This is a genomic window from Streptomyces sp. NPDC040589, assembly GCF_055594445.1.
On the sequence record NZ_JBVIWP010000002.1, the window covers coordinates 182165 to 197235 of the forward strand.

Consider the following 15071-nt stretch of genomic DNA (forward strand, 5'->3'; position numbering starts at 1 on the left):
TCCGCCGAGCCGTTCAGCTCGCGGTCGCGGCCGCCGCCGCCCGGCCCGCCGCTCGGCCCGAGAAGAGGCAGCCGCCGAGGAAGGTGCCTTCGAGGGAGCGGTAGCCGTGGACGCCGCCTCCGCCGAAGCCTGCGACCTCGCCGGCCGCGTACAGACCGTTGATCGGCTTGCCGGAGGCGTTCAGGACGCGGCCGGCGAGGTCGGTCTGCAGGCCGCCGAGGGTCTTGCGGGTGAGGATGTTGAGGCGTACGGCGATCAGCGGGCCCGCGCCGGCGTCCAGGATCCGGTGGGCGGAGGCGGTGCGGCTGAGGGTGTCGCCGGGGTAGGCGAGGGCGTTGCGGATGCCCATGACCTGGGCGTCCTTGGTGTACGGGTTGGCGATCTCGCGGTCGCGGGCCTCGATCTGCCGCTGCAGACCGGCCAGGTCGATCAGGTCGTCCCCCGTCAGTTTGTTCATGCCGGCGACGAGTTCGGGCAGGGTCGTGGCGACGACGAAGTCCTCGCCCTTCTCCTTGAACCGCTCGATCGGCTCGGGGGTCTGCCAGATGCGCGACAGCAGCTTCCAGACGTTCTTCTCGGTGAGGTCCGGGTTCTGCTCCGAGCCGGAGAGCGCGAACTCCTTGGCGATGATCTTCTGGGTCGTGACGAACCAGGAGTAGTCGTATCCGGTGTCGGTGATCGACTTGAGGGTGTGGAGTGTGTCGTAGCCCGGGATGTCGGGGCTGGAGAAGCGCTTGCCCGTGGCGTCGAACCACATGGAGGACGGGCCGGGCAGGATGCGGATGCCGTGGTCGGGCCAGATCGGGTCGTAGTTCTTCAGGCCCTCGGTGTAGTGCCACATGCGGTCGGGGTTGACGATCCGTCCGCCCGCCTTCTCGGTGATCGCGAGCATCCGGCCGTCCACGTGCGCGGGCACACCCGTGATCATGGACTTCGGGGGCGTACCGAGGCGCGCGGGCCAGTTCTGCCGGACGAGGTCGTGGTTGGCGCCGATGCCGCCCGAGGTGACGATCACGACGGGGGCGCTCAGTTCGAAGTCGCCGACGACCTTGCGGGAGCTGGGCTTGCCGCGTGCCGCGCTGCTGGGCTCCAGGACCTTTCCGCGTACCCCGGTGACGGCGCCGTTCGTGACGATCAGGTCGTCCACCCGGTGGCGGAACCTGAACGTCACCTTGCCGTCCTCCACGGCCGCGCGCACCTTCTTCTCGAAGGGCTCGACCACGGCAGGACCGGTGCCCCAGGTGACGTGGAAGCGGGGTACGGAGTTGCCGTGCCCGTCCGCGAGGCCGCCGCCGCGCTCGGCCCAGCCGACGATCGGGAACCACTGCATACCGAGCCCCGCGAGCCAGGAGTGCTTCTCCCCCGAGGCGAAGTCCACGTACGCCTCGGCCCACTTGTGAGCCCAGTGGTCCTGGCCCGACGGGTCGGTGATGCCGCGGTCGAAGCCGGCCGTGCCCAGCCAGTCCTGCCAGGCCAGTTCCTGCGAGTCCTTGATGCCCATCAGGCGCTGCTCGGGGGAGTCGACGAAGAACAGCCCGCCGAAGGACCAGAAGGCCTGCCCGCCCAGGCTGGCCTCCGGCTCCTGGTCGAGCAGCAGCACCTTGCGTCCGGCGGCGGCCAGTTCGGCGGTGGCGACGAGCCCGGCGAGGCCGTGGCCGATGACGATGGCGTCCGCGTCCGACGATCCGGCGCCGGCCGCGAAGGCCGGGAACGTCGCCTGCGCGAGCGCGGCACCGGCGAGCACACCGCCCGCCACGGTCAGGGCACGGCGGCGGGTGAACGCGGCGGGTTCTGACGGGTGTTCCATGGGCCGCCTTCCGGAGGAGGTGCGCAGGGGTCGGGAGAGGCCCCTGTGACAACCAAGGGGTGTTACCGACGGTAGCCCAGGAGTTCTGGAGGCCGCCAGAGCCCTGCGCCGATGAACTCAAGGGCACGGTTCGGGAGTTGGCAAGGAGGCGTACCCGGCCGCCCGAAATGCGTTTGTCCGCCCGCGACGCACCCCACCACGGTGCCGAGGTGGATGCCGTGGCGTGTCCTCGAAGGCGGACGGGCGGGCCTGGGCGTCGCGCAGGAGTGTGGTGTCGACCTTCTCGGAGCGGTCGAAGCGGTAGACGCCGTTGCGTTCCTGGAAGACGTCGGTGAGCTGGGTGTAGCAGTAGCCGAACATGTCCGGGTCGTGGAGCAGTACGCCGGTCAGGCCGGTGAAGCGCGCGATGAACTCCTCGGCACTGCGCGGCCGTTGCCCGTAGCCCCAGGAGGTGTCCTGGTCGTCGCCATCCGTGCCGGCCGCCGCGTCCGGGTCCCACCAGATACCGCCGAACTCGCTGCAGAAGTACGGCTGTCCACGGTAGGGCACCGACCACGGCCGTCCGTCCGGCGCCTGGTTGACGTACGGCCGGTCCTGCGCCAGACCCTCCATCGTCTTGGCGAAGGCGTCGGGGTCCTGCTCGTAGCAGTGCGAGTCGTAGACGTCGGTCTCCGGCACCCGGTGGGCGTAGCCGGACGCGTCGATCACCGGGCGGGTGGGGTCGGCCTGCTTGGTGGCCAGGAACATCGCCCGGGTGACGTCGTCGAGCCCGGTGACGCGGTCGTGCAGCGGCTGGTACGTCTCGTTCAGCGGGCACCAGCCGACGATCGAGGGGTGGGAGTGGTCGCGCTCCAGGGCCTCCAGCCACTGGGTGACGTAGGAGGCGTCGGGGCGCTGGTTGTCGTCGCGTGCGCCGGTCTCGCAGCCCCAGTCGCCGAACTCGCCCCAGACCAGATAGCCGAGCCGGTCGGCGTGGTGGAGGTAGCGCTCCTCGAAGACCTTCTGGTGCAGACGGGCGCCGTTGAAGCCCGCCCGCAGGCCCAGTTCGATGTCCCGGACGAGGTCGGCGTCGGTCGGGGCGGTCATCAGGCCGTCCCGGTAGTAGCCCTGGTCGAGGACGAGCCGCTGGAAGACGGGTTCGCCGTTGAGCAGCAGCCGCTTGCCGTGGACGGCGACCGAGCGCAGACCGGCGTAGGAGTGTGCCGTGTCGACGACCGCGCCGGACGCGTCGAGCACCTCCAGGGTCAGGTCGTACAGGTGCGGGTCCCGCGGTGACCACACGCGCAGACGGTCGGCGGGCACGGGCAGGACGAGCCGGGGGCACAGGTCGAGGTCGGCGCGTGTCTCGGCGGCGACGACGTCCCCGTGGCCGTCGGCGAGCGTGACACGGACGCGGTGGCCGGGCGCGTTGGCGGAGAGCGGGAGTTCCAGGTAGAAGGAGCCCGAGGCCAGGTCGGGCGTGATGCGGGGGCGCCGGAGGGCGACGGTGCGCGGGACCGGCTCCAGCCACACGGTCTGCCAGATGCCGGTCGTCCGGGTGTAGTGGCAGTGGGAGTTGGCGTACCAGGTCGCCTGCTTGCCGCGCGCCTGGACGCCGTGGCGGCTGTCCCGGGCTCGTACGACGATGGTCAGTTCCTCGCCAGGGACGGCGACTTCGCCGAGGTCGGCGGTGAACGGCGTGAAGCCGCCGCGGTGCCGGGCGACTTCTCGGCCGCCGGCCCAGACGGTGGTGTCGTGGTCCACGGCCCCGAAGTGCAGCAGCACCCGGGAACCGGCCCAGTCCGCGGGCACGGTCACGGTCCGCCGGTACCAGACCGCTTCCATGAAGTCCGTGTCCCCGACCCCGGAGAGCTCCGACTCCGGGCAGAACGGGACGACGATCGTGCCGGTCAGTTCGCGCGCCGCCAGTCCGCGTTCCAGGCCGCTGTCCGACCGGTCGATCTCGAACTGCCACGCGCCGTTGATGGGTTTACATCGATGTAAACCCGTCGGACGGCTCATGAGCGCAGTCGGTACGATCTCGGCAGTCGGAAGGACGGGACAGCGTGGCGGCCAGACCCAGGATCAAGGACGTGGCGGAGTACGCCGGCGTCTCCCCCAAGACCGTCTCCAACGTGATCAACAACTTCGAGCATGTCTCGGAGCGGACCCGCGCCGCCGTCCAGGAGGCCATCGAGGCCCTGGGCTACCGCGTCAACATCGCCGGGCGGCAACTGCGCCAGGGCCGCACCGGCATGATCACCCTGGCGGTCCCGGAGCTGGACGTCGCCTACTTCGCCGAGCTGGCCAAGCACGTCATGGCCGAGGCGGACCGGCGCGGGCACACCGTGCTGCTGCACCAGACCGGTGCGGTGCGCGAGCGGGAGCTGGCGGCACTGCACGGTTTCGACGCGCAGTTCTCCGACGGCGTCATCCTCAGTCCGCTGTCCCTGCAGCCGCGCGATCTCGCCGTCCGCGACCGGCGCCTGCCCGTGGTCCTGCTCGGCGAACGTTCCGCCGAGGGCGGCACCGACCATGTCGGCATCGACAACGTGCGCGCGGCGCGCGAGGCCACCGAGCATCTCCTGTCCCGGGGCCGCCGGCGCATCGCGGTGGTCGGCGGCGCCCCGCACGGCCGCCAGGGCACCGACCGGCTGCGCACCGACGGCTACCGCGAGGCCCTCGAAGCGGCGGGGCTGCCCTTCGAGTCCGGCCTGGTGGTGCGGGTGGACGCCTATCACTGGCAGGACGGCGCACGGGCCGCCGTCGCGCTGATGGATCGCGATCCCCGCCCGGACGCGCTGCTGTGCCTGAACGACCATCTCGCCCTGGGCGCGCTGCGGGCCCTGCACGAGCTGGGCCGCTCCGTGCCGGGCGAGCTCGACGTGGTCGGCTTCGACGACATCGAGGCCTCCCGCTTCAGCGTCCCCACCCTGACGACCGTCGCCCCCGACAAGCAGGAGATCGCCCGGGCCGCCGTCGCCCAGCTGCTGGCCCGGATCGACGCCCCGGACACCGCGCCGCCCGGCGACCATGTGGCCGGGCACCGGCTCATCCTGCGGGAGAGCTCGGGGGGCTGAGGCGAGGAAGGTCGGCCTTCCACGCCCGGGCAAGACACGCCCAACCGGCCGCATCACCCCTTCGGATGGCCGATGCCGGCCCGGTCACGGCATCCGACGGCGTCCACGCCCGGCGAAGACGACCATGGCGCTGCCCGGCCCGCCGTCGAACCGTGCTGGTCAAGGTGGGAGCATGGCGACATGGACATCCGCCGCAGGAACAACGTGAACATCATCGGCCGAGACGACGCGCCGGTGCTGGTCCTGGCACACGGGTTCGGCTGCGACCAGAACATGTGGCGCCTGGTGGTGCCGGCTCTGGCGGAGCGGTACCGGGTGGTGCTGTTCGACTACGTGGGTTCCGGCGGGTCGGATCTGTCGGCCTGGAGCGAGGAGCGGTACTCCTCGCTGCACGGCTACGCCGCCGACATCGTCGACGTGTGCGAGGAGCTGGACCTTCGCCAGGCGGTGTTCGTGGGGCACTCGGTCAGCTCCATGGTCGGGGTGCTGGCGGCGCAGGCCGCGCCGGAGCGGATCGGGGCGCTCGTGATGGTGACGCCCTCGCCCCGCTACATCGACGACGAGGGGTACCGCGGCGGCTTCAGCACCGAGGACATCGACGAGCTGCTGGACTCCCTGGAGGCGAACTACCTGGGCTGGTCGTCCGCGATGGCCCCGGTGATCATGGGGAATCCGGAGCGGCCGGAGCTGGGCCAGGAGCTGACCAACAGCTTCTGCGCCACCGACCCCGACATCGCCCGGGTCTTCGCCCGCACGACCTTCCTGACCGACAGCCGCGAGGACCTCAAGGGCGTGTCCATACCGACCCTGGTACTGGAGTGCGAGCAGGACGCCATCGCGCCCCGCGAGGTCGGCGCCTATGTGCACACGACGATCCCCTCCTCCCGTCTGGTCACCCTCGACGCCACCGGGCACTGTCCGCAGCTGAGCGCTCCGGAAGCCACCGCCGAGGCGATCCTCGACTTCCTGGAGTCCCTGAAGTGATGTGCCGCGCGAACGGCGCGCCCGAGCCGGCCGGGACCGGAGGCACGGCAGGCACGGACGCGGCGTTCACCGCGCTGCTGGAGGACAGCGCGGAGGACCTGTACGAGTCGGCACCGTGCGGCTATCTGTCCACGCTGATGGACGGCACCATCGCCAAGATCAACACCACGCTGCTGGAGTGGCTCGGTCTGGAGCGTGAGGCCGTGGTGGGCCACAAGCGCTTCACGGATCTGCTCACCGTCGGCGGGAAGCTGTACCACGAGACGCACTTCGCGCCGCTCTTGCGCATGCAGGGCGAGCTGCGCGGCATCGCCCTGGACCTGAGGCGCCGGGGCGGCGGCCGGCTGCCGGTGCTGGTCTCCGCCGTGGTCAAGTACGGCACCGAGGGCGAACCCCTGCTGATCCGGGTCACCGTCTTCGACGCCTCCGACCGCCGGTCCTACGAAACGGAACTCCTGCGCCGCCGCAAGGAAGCCGAGCGGGCCCGCGCCGAGGCGGACGAGGCCCGGCGGCAGGCCGAGGCCGACCGGGCCCGGCTGGCCGACGCGCTGGCCGTGCTGCAGCGGTCCCTCGTGCCGGACTCGCTGCCCGCCGTGCCGGGTCTCGAGACGGCCGTCCACTACCACACGGCCGCTCCGGACCAGCTCGGCGGCGACTTCTACGACCTGTTCCCCGTCGCCGGCGACCGGTGGGCGTTCTTCCTCGGCGACGTGTGCGGCAAGGGCCCCGAGGCCGCCTCCCTCACCTCGCTGACCCGCTACGCCCTCCGGGCCGCCGCACACCACGACCCCGATCCGGCCGCGGCCCTGGCCACGCTGAACGCCGTCCTGCACGAGCGGTACACGGCCGGCGGCGACCCCCGCTACTGCACCTGTGTCTTCGGGATCGTCGAGCCCGGCGGGGAGCACGGTCCGACGGTCGTGCGCCTCGCCTCCGGCGGTCACCCGCCGGCGCTCGTCCTGCGGTCCGACGGTGGCGCCGAGTTCCTGCACACCCCCGGCGGCCTGCTCGTCGGCGTGCTGCCCGACGCACCGATCAGCACCGTGGAGACGGTCCTGGCCGCCGGCGACACGATCGTGCTGTACACCGACGGACTCACCGAGGCCCGCACCGGCCCCGGCCGCGACGACCTGTACGGCGAGGACGCCCTGCTGGCCTTCGGCACCGACCTCGCTCCCGCCGCCCCGGGCGAGGTGATCACCGCACTCACCGGGCTGCTGGACAGCTTCGGCGACGGACTCGACGACGACACCGCCCTGCTCGCCCTCGGCGTCCCCGCCGACTCCTCCCTCATACGCCCCGCAACGGGTTTCCCCTCATGAAGACGCTGACCATCGATTACCGCGACACCGCGACCGGCCCCGTTCTGGACGTGGCCGGCGACCTGGACTACGCCCAGGCCCCCGAACTGCGCCGCCAGGTCGACCAGGTGACCCTGACCCCGGGGCAGTGCCTGGTCCTCGACCTCTCCGGCCTCGCGTTCTGCGACTCCACCGGCATCACCGCCCTGCTCGCCGCCCGCCAGCACGCCCTGGCCGCCGATGCCGACATCGTCCTGGCCGGCGTACCGGCGAACCTGCTGCGGGTCCTCACCCTCGTGGGTCTCGACCGGGTCTTCACTCTGCGCCAGGACGGCAGCCCCGCGTCATGACCTGGGTGCGGACGGCGCGCGCCGCTCCGGCTCTGCGGTGGTCGCCGATGTCCGGGAAGAATGGGGCGGGACGGGCGGGACGTCTTGCGAAGCACGGGACGTCTTGAGAAGCCAAGGACAGGAGTCGCCTGCCATGCCACTCGCTCGCGTGCACAACTTCTCCCTTTCACTCGACGGCTTCGCGACCGGTGAGGGTCTGAGCCGTGAGGCGCCGTTCGGCCATGCCGGTGAGAGGCTGCACGAGTGGATGTTCGCCACCCGGTTCTGGCACGAGATGACCGGCCGACCCGGCGGGAGCGGCGGCCTCGACGACGCCTTCGCGCGGCAGTTCACGCCCGGGATCGGCGCCGAGATCATGGGCGCCGGGAAGTTCGGCTACCCCGGATGGCACGAGGACCCGGACTGGAAGGGGTGGTGGGGGCCCAACCCGCCGTTCCACACACCGGCCTTCGTCCTCACCCATCACCCGCGCCCGTCGATCGAGATGGAGGGCGGCACGACGTTCCACTTCCTCGACGTTCCGCCCGCCGAGGCGCTCCAGACGGCCCGCGAGGCCGCGGGCGGCCAGGACGTACGCATCGGCGGGGGCCCCACCGTGATCCGCGACTTCCTCGCCGCACGGCTCATCGACCACCTGCACGTCACAGTGGTCCCGATCCTGCTCGGCCGCGGCGTACGCCACTGGGACGGACTGGAGGACCTGGAGAAGGACTACGAGGTCGAGGCCACCTCCTCGCCCGGCGGAGTCACCCATGTGACGTTCACCCGTACGGGTCTCTGAGCTTCCCGTGGGCGGCCCGCTGCGACCGGGTCAATCCGAGGATCTCCCTGTCGTACCCTGGCCTCCCCTCCCCAGGTCGTCGCCTACGCCCTGGCGGGCTCGGTCCCGCACGACTTCGACCGAACGCCCCTGGGCACCGCCCCCGACGGGCGTCCCGTCCACCTCGAGGACCTGTGGCCCTCCGAGGAGGAGGTCGCCGCGCGTGTCGGGGAGTCCGTACGCCCGGAGATGTTCCGCGCCAACGCCGCCCGTATCCGGCAGGGCACCCCGGCCTGGCAGGAGATCGACGCGCCCGGCGGCACCCGCTTCCCCTGGAACCCGGCGTCCACGTCCATCCGCCGCCCCCGCATCCGACGGACCTGTCTCCTCAGCCCCCTGCCCGGCCGCGGCCCGACCGGGCCAAGGTGCTGCCGCACCTCGGGGACGACGTCACCACCACCACATCTCCCCGGCCGGCGCGATTCCCGCAGCCGGCGCCGCGGGTCACTGGCTGGCGGACCGCTCGGTCGCCCGCCGCGACCTCAACCAGTACTCCACGCGCCGCAACAACCACGAGGTCATGCTTCGGGGCGCCTTCACCAACGCCGCCGTCACCAACCGACTCCTCGCCGAGCAGCCGGCCCCGGCGGTCACGCGCGCACCGCCGACGGCGCCGGCTCCAGCCGAGGTCCGGCGGTCGTGGCCGAGTCGTACGAACGCGTCCACCGCTCCAACCTGATCGGCATGGGCGTCCTGCCCCTGGAAGTTCGCCGAGGACGACAGCGGTGCGGGGTTCTCCTTCACCGGCGCGGAGGACCTGGCCTTCGAAGGGCTCGACGGCCTGTCCGTCGGCACGAACCGGATCACGCTGGGATCCGGCGGAAGCAGGGGTCGGACACCACGGCGGTCCTGCGGCCGCGGATCTTCTGTCGCCAGGAGCTGACCTACCTCCGCCGCGGCGGCATCCTGCCGTACGTCGTCCGCCGTACGCTCACCCCTTGAACTGACCGAGTCAGGTTCCCGACCCGCCCGCCGCACCCCTTGGCGCTCCCCCGCGCACCACCGCCCGGCCGGAAAACGCTTGGACGGCGCGGTCGCCGTCGCGGGACACTGCCGGACTCGACCGAAATCCACACATTCGTTGCGGCGATGGCCCCTGCCCGCGTGAGCGCGTGGCGGGCTGCCGCAGGACGACACAGGGGTGGGATGGAAACGCCTGAATCTCGCGGGGTTCAGCCGGGCAAGCGCTCGGTCTTACTCGCACTTCGTTACTACGGACGGGAGTTGGCGCGGCTGCGCCGGCTGACGGTACCCGCGATGCTGCTCATGGCGCTGGGCAACATCGGAATCAACTACGTGGCGCCGCTGATCGTCGCCAAGCTCGTCGGCGACATCGCCGGCGACAGGGACGTCACGGTCGACTCGGCACTGCCGTACGTCCTCGGCTTCGCCGGTGTCCTGCTGCTCGCGGAGGCACTGTGGCGCGTCGCCCTGCACTGCCTCTTCCGTCTCGAAGCCCTCGGCATCGAGCATCTGTACATGATCGGGATGGACGAGCTGTTCGCCAAGGACGCCGCGTTCTTCCACGACAACTTCGCCGGTTCGCTGACCAAGCGGGTCCTGAGCTTCGCCTCGCGTTTCGAGCAGTTCGTGGACACGGTGACGTTCCAGATCGTGGGGAGCTTCGTGCCCCTGGCGTTCGGCGCGGTGGTGCTGTGGCGCTACGAACCGCTGCTCGTCGCCGGTCTGCTGGTGATGATCGCGCTGACGGCGCTGCTGGTCGTGCCGCTCATCCGTCGCCGCCAGCGGATCGTCGACCAGCGTGAGGAGGCGATCGCCCGGGTGTCGGGCCATGTCGCCGACAGCCTGATGAACATGGACACCGTACGGGCGTTCGCCGCGGAGGAGAGTGAGGCGGCCGAGCACCGCTCCCGGGTCGCGGTGTCGCGCCGGCTCACCGTGCGGTCGTGGGACTACGGCAACCTGCGCATCGACACACTGGTGGCGCCGATGTCCGTGCTCACCAACGCGATGGGCCTGCTGCTCGCGATCACCCTCGCCGGGGGCGCGCACGGCGTGGAGGCGATCGTGGTCGCGTTCGCCTACTACGGGAACGCGACCCGGATCATGTTCGAGTTCAACCAGATATACCGCCGGCTGGAGAGCTCGATGACGGAGGCCGCGCAGTTCACCGAACTGCTGCTGACGCCGCCGACGGTGCTCGACCCGGCGTCGCCGGAGCCGCTGCTGCCTCGGGCGGCCGATGTCCGCTTCGAGAAGGTGACTTTCGCACACCGTGGCGGCCGACCGCTGTTCGACGGGCTGGACCTGGCCGTGCCGAGCGGGGCGAAGCTCGGCCTGGTCGGCCGGTCCGGCGGCGGCAAGACCTCGCTCACCCGGCTGCTGTTGCGGATGACCGACATCGACGCCGGCCGCATCCTGATCGGCGGTCAGGACATCAGCCGGCTGCGCCAGACCGATCTGCGCGGTCTGATCGCCTATGTGCCGCAGGACCCGGCGATGTTCCACCGCACCCTGCGGGACAACATCGCGTTCGCCCGGCCGGACGCCACCGACGCCGAGATCCGCCGGGCGGCCGAGGCGGCCCATGTCACCGAGTTCGCCGACGCGCTGCCGGACGGATTCGACACCATGGTGGGCGAGCGCGGCATCAAGCTGTCCGGTGGCCAGCGCCAGCGCGTCGCCCTCGCCCGGGCGATCCTGCGTGACGCGCCGATCCTGCTGCTCGACGAGGCGACCAGCGCCCTGGACTCCGAGAGCGAGCTGCTCGTCCAGGAGGCGCTGTGGCGGCTCATGGAGGGGCGGACGGCGCTCGTGGTGGCACACCGGCTGAGCACGGTCGCCACCATGGACCAGCTCGTCGTCCTCGACCGCGGCCGGATCGTCGAACAGGGCACCCACCAGGAGTTGCTCGCGATCGACGGCGCCTACGCGAAGCTGTGGCAGCACCAGTCGGGCGGCTTCCTGGACGACGACCCGGGGCGGGCCGAGGTGGCGTGAACGCACGCGGCGCGGCGGCCGTTTCCCCTTGCGGAGACGGCCGCCGCGGCGCCCTTGCGGGGTTGCCGCTACGCGAGGTCCAGTCTGCTGTGCACCAGCTGCGCGACGTGAGTCAGGGTGCGGTCGCTGCTCATCCGACGAAGCCCAGCGGTCGAAGGGACGCAACGGCAGCGTGTTGTTGCCGAAGATGTCCCGCTTCCCCAGTTCGACGAAGCGGCCGTTGGGGCACAGCAGGTCGAGCCCATGGGCGATCGCCTCGCCGCTGAGGGAGTTGACCGGCACTGTCGGACACCATGCGACAGGGCGCCCGCAACGGTTCTCATCTCATGGATCTCCTGCCCGGGAGGCGGGTGAGGTGCCGTCGCCGCGCTGGGCCTCGGGGGCGCTCCAGCTGGCGAGGAGCGCGAGGGCCTGGGCGGAGGCGGAGGCGGAGCCCGGTTCGGCGGTGTGGACACACACGGTCTGGCCCGGGTCGGCGAGAAAGGCCAGGGTCTCGTGGTGCAGGGTGAACTCGCCGACCACGGGTGCTGGAAGTGCTGTGTCCCGTAGACGCACTGGGCCACTCGGTGGCTGTCCCACCAGAGGCTGAACTCCGGCACCTTGACGACGGCTTCGCCCATCAGTTCGTTGAGCCGGGCGTCGTCGGGATGGCGTCCGGCCTCCAGGCGCAGATCGGCAACGCCGATCTCGGCGACCTCGTCCCAGTCCGTGATCAAGGCGCGGGCCAATTTGGTTGGCGGCCAGCACATCCTGGCGGTGGTTGGCGACGAAGGCTGGTGAGACGCCGTTTAAGAAGTCCAGCATCTGCGGTCGCAAGTATGCGCATACGGCGGGTTCGGACAACGGCACAGCGAGAGAATGGATGCTCACGCACCCTCAACTCCGAATTCGGCGTGGTTCGAGGACGTCCGGATCCATGGCGGCATCCCCGCCCAGCCGTGCTGTGCCTGGCCTCATCTTGAGCCAACGCCCTTGGGCCGTTTGCAGCCATGATGCTGAGCAGGCACTCCATGCGGTGGCCCCGCAAGCACTACGGCTACTCCGCGTTCTGCGGCGTCGCGGCAAATCCGTCGAGCGTGTTCCGCAAGGGCGTGCCGTTCCCTCAAACAGTTACCAGGGGAGGCTGGGGGTGCCGTCAGCCTCCAGACCGTAAGTCAAGGGCTGATTGCTGTGCTTACGCAATCGTATGAGCTCGGCCACCGCGTTGGAGTCACCAGCGTCGCAGGCCTGTTGGTACAGCAGCTCGGCCCGTACCAGATTTCCCGTCTTCTCCATGAGGCGTCCCAGACGCATGAGAGCCGCTGGATTACCCGCGTCGGCCGCCTGCTGATATAGCAGGACAGCGCTCTCGTCGTCTCCGTCCCTATTCCGAAAACGAGCCATTCGGAAGAGAGCCGTGTCTCCTCCGCGTTGCACTGTCTCTCTATGCAGGGATGTTGCAGCCGCATGGCTACCGCGCCTGCTGTACAGACGGGCCAGAATGATCAGCCCTTGCGGCTCGCCAGCATCTGCCGCCATTCTGCAGAATTTTTCAGCCCCACTTTCATCTCCCTTCTTGATATTAATTCGGGCCAAATGAAGCAAGGCTCCAACATTCCCTCCGTCAGCCGCTTGGTGGTACAACTGTTCGGCGTTGATCCAGTCGTCATTTTTTTCGCAAATTTGCCCCAGATGCACCATGGCACCGGTGTTCCCGGCGTCCGCCGCCTTTCGATAAAGACGTTCCGCTCCTTCCGAGTCACCTCCCCTTTGCCAACATCTGGCCCGCAACACAAACGCGTAGGTCACACCACACTGAGCTGCGAGATCATAGATATACTCGGCACTCGCCCTGTCGCCGTCCCTTTCTCGCTTCTGAGCCATTCGAAGAAGAATATTCTCGCCCCCTGCGGCTATCACTTTCCTATACAATCGCTCAGCGCCGCTGGAGTCCTCTCGCTCATCTCGTATGCATGCCAGCCGGATCATGGCACGAATGTGTCCCGCATCGGACGCCTGCGCGTAAAGGCCCTCCGCACCGGCAAGGTCTCCCTGCATCTCTCGGAATCGAGCCAGGCGCATGATGGCCCCCGGGTTACCAGCCTCTGCTGCCCTCGCGTACAGCACCTGCGCACTTTGGTACTCGCCAGCCTTCTCGTACAGGAGGGCAAGACGAATCATTGCGACTGCGTGACCGCCATCAGCGGCTTGCTCGTATGCTCGTTCCGCATCGGCTCTCTCACCGACGGCCTCACGCAGTTGCCCGAGGAGAGTCAGTGCCGTCGTGTCCCCCTGGTCGGCCGCGGCACGGTAGAGCGAGGCAGCGTGCCTGAACCTGCCGCGGGTAGCTGCAGCGCGCGCCAGTCGCCGCAGGTCGGTAACGCATGAGTGATCAATGGCTGCTGTCCAGAACGTCGCCGGTGGGCAGACGAAGCGGCGCACGCATCTCTCATGCTGTTCCAAGTAGTCGGCCAATCCGACCACTCCTGGTTCAGGGCCCATACCGTTGGCACTCGGGAGCCGGTGCAAAGCAGAGACTACCCGCTTGATGGGTAATTCGGCGTATTCCAGAGCTACAGCAAACCAGCTTTCCGGGTCCGCTTCGGCGCGCTGACTATCGGTCAGATATCCGGGAGCTGCCGCCCTAAGAAACTCAAGCGACAGGGGCCCATTGACCCCCAAACGTCGAGCATCAGCAGCAGCGGTGATCAATGCACGGCCATGAAATCCCTGCACCCCCGCAGGGTTGTTGTAATGATCGAGGAGAGCCGGAGCTGCGGCAAGAGTTTGAGTGATCGCTGGCGTTCCGGCTGCAAGCGCCTGAGCCAGAGAAGCGTCGCCGGCGGATGCCTCGCGAATAAGGTCCAGCTTTCGATCAAATTCGGACGGTACGATGACGCGATGAGATTGCGCCAGCAAGAGACGGGCCTGCAGGTGGTTATCCTCTCGGCCGGGGAGCGGCTCCAAGGAAAGTGCATGGTCGTCCTCACGCCATATGGTCATCAAGATGAAAACGGGGCCATAGTCTTGATCAAGGACCTGCTGTAAAGCTGCTGCAATCGCCTCTCCGGTCACCCCGTAAAGATACCGATGCCCGTTGTCGAGCCACAAGACAGTGCAAGGCCGAATCTCATCGTTCCGCAAGAATGATTCTAAGGAACCTGCCGCACCGAAACGCAGGAGACCCCAATCTGGGACAACTTCACGAATAGCTTCGTACGCACTGCGCGTCTTTCCAGTACACGAGTCACCGCGAATGAGGAAAAACTTACTTTGGCCACATTCCACAGCTGCCGAGAGTAACTCTTTAAGAGCCGTGTCGTGGGGGCGCGGCACAAAGGTCGGCAACACGAAATCCCCATCCTGAGGCAGGGTGGAGCCGGCGCCGATAGCTGCATGGACGCCCAACTGCCGGGCAGTCCATGATCGAACCGGGCGAGAGGGAGCCGACGCAGCGCTGCGCTCAGTTCGACGCCATTCCTCTCCAAGAGACGTTCGCGCCCGCCAAGATTCTGCGGCCGAACGACCGAGTTGGCTGCGTCGGCGACTGTCCCGCTGATGTATGTCGCGCCACCGCTCCTCGTCCAGCAGTTGAGCTACGGTTTCGCCATCCTTGCCCCCTACAGGGCTGTTGAGAAGACCGCGGCGTTGCGCCTCCGCACGTATCGCACCGATCAAAGCCAACAGGGTGTCGCAGGTCTGCGGCGTTCGCCTGCCACGGAGCCACTCGCTGACCGTTGTAGGAGAGACTTTCAGTTTCTTTGCCAAAAGACGACCGGACGGTACGTCAGGCAGTTTCTTGCGTTTCCA

The 15071-nt window shown here is 69.1% G+C and carries 10 protein-coding genes and 1 pseudogene; 7 read left to right on the forward strand and 4 right to left on the reverse strand.

Annotated features, from left to right (window positions below; all coding sequences use genetic code 11):
- Positions 1-13 precede the first annotated feature (13 nt).
- Together ACZ58V_RS07825 and ACZ58V_RS07830 are read right to left on the reverse strand one after the other, a co-directional pair.
- Positions 14-1807, reverse strand: coding sequence for an FAD-binding dehydrogenase (locus ACZ58V_RS07825; protein WP_471288927.1), 1794 nt, complete (start codon positions 1805-1807; stop codon positions 14-16).
- Between the two features lie 117 nt (positions 1808-1924).
- Positions 1925-3808 carry a glycoside hydrolase family 2 protein gene (locus ACZ58V_RS07830; protein WP_468185670.1) on the reverse strand — a complete coding sequence of 628 codons (1884 nt, stop codon included), beginning with the start codon at positions 3806-3808 and terminating at the stop codon, positions 1925-1927.
- Between the two features lie 44 nt (positions 3809-3852).
- On the opposite strand from ACZ58V_RS07830, the gene ACZ58V_RS07835 reads away from it, so the two are divergent.
- From ACZ58V_RS07835 to ACZ58V_RS07865, 7 genes are all read left to right on the forward strand, one after another.
- Positions 3853-4866, forward strand: a complete 1014-nt coding sequence (locus ACZ58V_RS07835; protein WP_468185667.1) for a LacI family DNA-binding transcriptional regulator — start codon at positions 3853-3855, stop codon at positions 4864-4866.
- 180 nt (positions 4867-5046) lie between these two features.
- Positions 5047-5850, forward strand: coding sequence for an alpha/beta fold hydrolase (locus ACZ58V_RS07840; protein ID WP_471288929.1), 804 nt, complete (start codon positions 5047-5049; stop codon positions 5848-5850).
- Positions 5850-7172: a PP2C family protein-serine/threonine phosphatase gene (locus ACZ58V_RS07845; protein ID WP_471288931.1), complete on the forward strand. Its 1323-nt coding sequence runs from the start codon at positions 5850-5852 to the stop codon at positions 7170-7172. Before ACZ58V_RS07840 ends, ACZ58V_RS07845 begins: the two co-directional genes overlap by 1 nt.
- The gene (locus tag ACZ58V_RS07850) at positions 7169-7501 is read left to right on the forward strand and encodes an STAS domain-containing protein (RefSeq protein ID WP_468185660.1); all 333 of its coding nucleotides are present in this window, start codon (positions 7169-7171) and stop codon (positions 7499-7501) included. Before ACZ58V_RS07845 ends, ACZ58V_RS07850 begins: the two co-directional genes overlap by 4 nt.
- A gap of 133 nt (positions 7502-7634) precedes the next feature.
- The gene (locus ACZ58V_RS07855) at positions 7635-8282 is read left to right on the forward strand and encodes a dihydrofolate reductase family protein (protein ID WP_471288932.1); all 648 of its coding nucleotides are present in this window, start codon (positions 7635-7637) and stop codon (positions 8280-8282) included.
- A gap of 228 nt (positions 8283-8510) precedes the next feature.
- Positions 8511-9263, forward strand: a complete 753-nt coding sequence (locus tag ACZ58V_RS07860) for a hypothetical protein (protein WP_471288934.1) — start codon at positions 8511-8513, stop codon at positions 9261-9263.
- Between the two features lie 204 nt (positions 9264-9467).
- Positions 9468-11282, forward strand: a complete 1815-nt coding sequence (locus tag ACZ58V_RS07865) for an ABC transporter ATP-binding protein (protein ID WP_471288935.1) — start codon at positions 9468-9470, stop codon at positions 11280-11282.
- Between the two features lie 324 nt (positions 11283-11606).
- On the opposite strand, the pseudogene ACZ58V_RS07870 reads toward ACZ58V_RS07865, so the two are convergent.
- Positions 11607-12031: pseudogene (locus ACZ58V_RS07870) on the reverse strand (MmyB family transcriptional regulator).
- A 361-nt stretch (positions 12032-12392) separates the two neighbouring features.
- Positions 12393-14336, reverse strand: a complete 1944-nt coding sequence (locus ACZ58V_RS07875; protein ID WP_471288937.1) for a tetratricopeptide repeat protein — start codon at positions 14334-14336, stop codon at positions 12393-12395.
- Positions 14337-15071 lie beyond the last annotated feature (735 nt).

Excerpts from the sequence above, each read along its gene's own strand:
- ACZ58V_RS07855 (WP_471288932.1), top strand. The coding sequence starts at position 7,635 with ATGCCACTCGCTCGCGTGCACAACTTCTCCCTTTCACTCGACGGCTTC.
- ACZ58V_RS07850 (WP_468185660.1), top strand. The coding sequence starts at position 7,169 with ATGAAGACGCTGACCATCGATTACCGCGACACCGCGACCGGCCCCGTT.
- ACZ58V_RS07840 (WP_471288929.1), top strand. The coding sequence starts at position 5,047 with ATGGACATCCGCCGCAGGAACAACGTGAACATCATCGGCCGAGACGAC.
- ACZ58V_RS07825 (WP_471288927.1), bottom strand. The coding sequence starts at position 1,807 with ATGGAACACCCGTCAGAACCCGCCGCGTTCACCCGCCGCCGTGCCCTG.
- ACZ58V_RS07865 (WP_471288935.1), top strand. The coding sequence starts at position 9,468 with ATGGAAACGCCTGAATCTCGCGGGGTTCAGCCGGGCAAGCGCTCGGTC.
- ACZ58V_RS07830 (WP_468185670.1), bottom strand. The coding sequence starts at position 3,808 with ATGAGCCGTCCGACGGGTTTACATCGATGTAAACCCATCAACGGCGCG.
- ACZ58V_RS07845 (WP_471288931.1), top strand. The coding sequence starts at position 5,850 with ATGTGCCGCGCGAACGGCGCGCCCGAGCCGGCCGGGACCGGAGGCACG.
- ACZ58V_RS07860 (WP_471288934.1), top strand. The coding sequence starts at position 8,511 with ATGTTCCGCGCCAACGCCGCCCGTATCCGGCAGGGCACCCCGGCCTGG.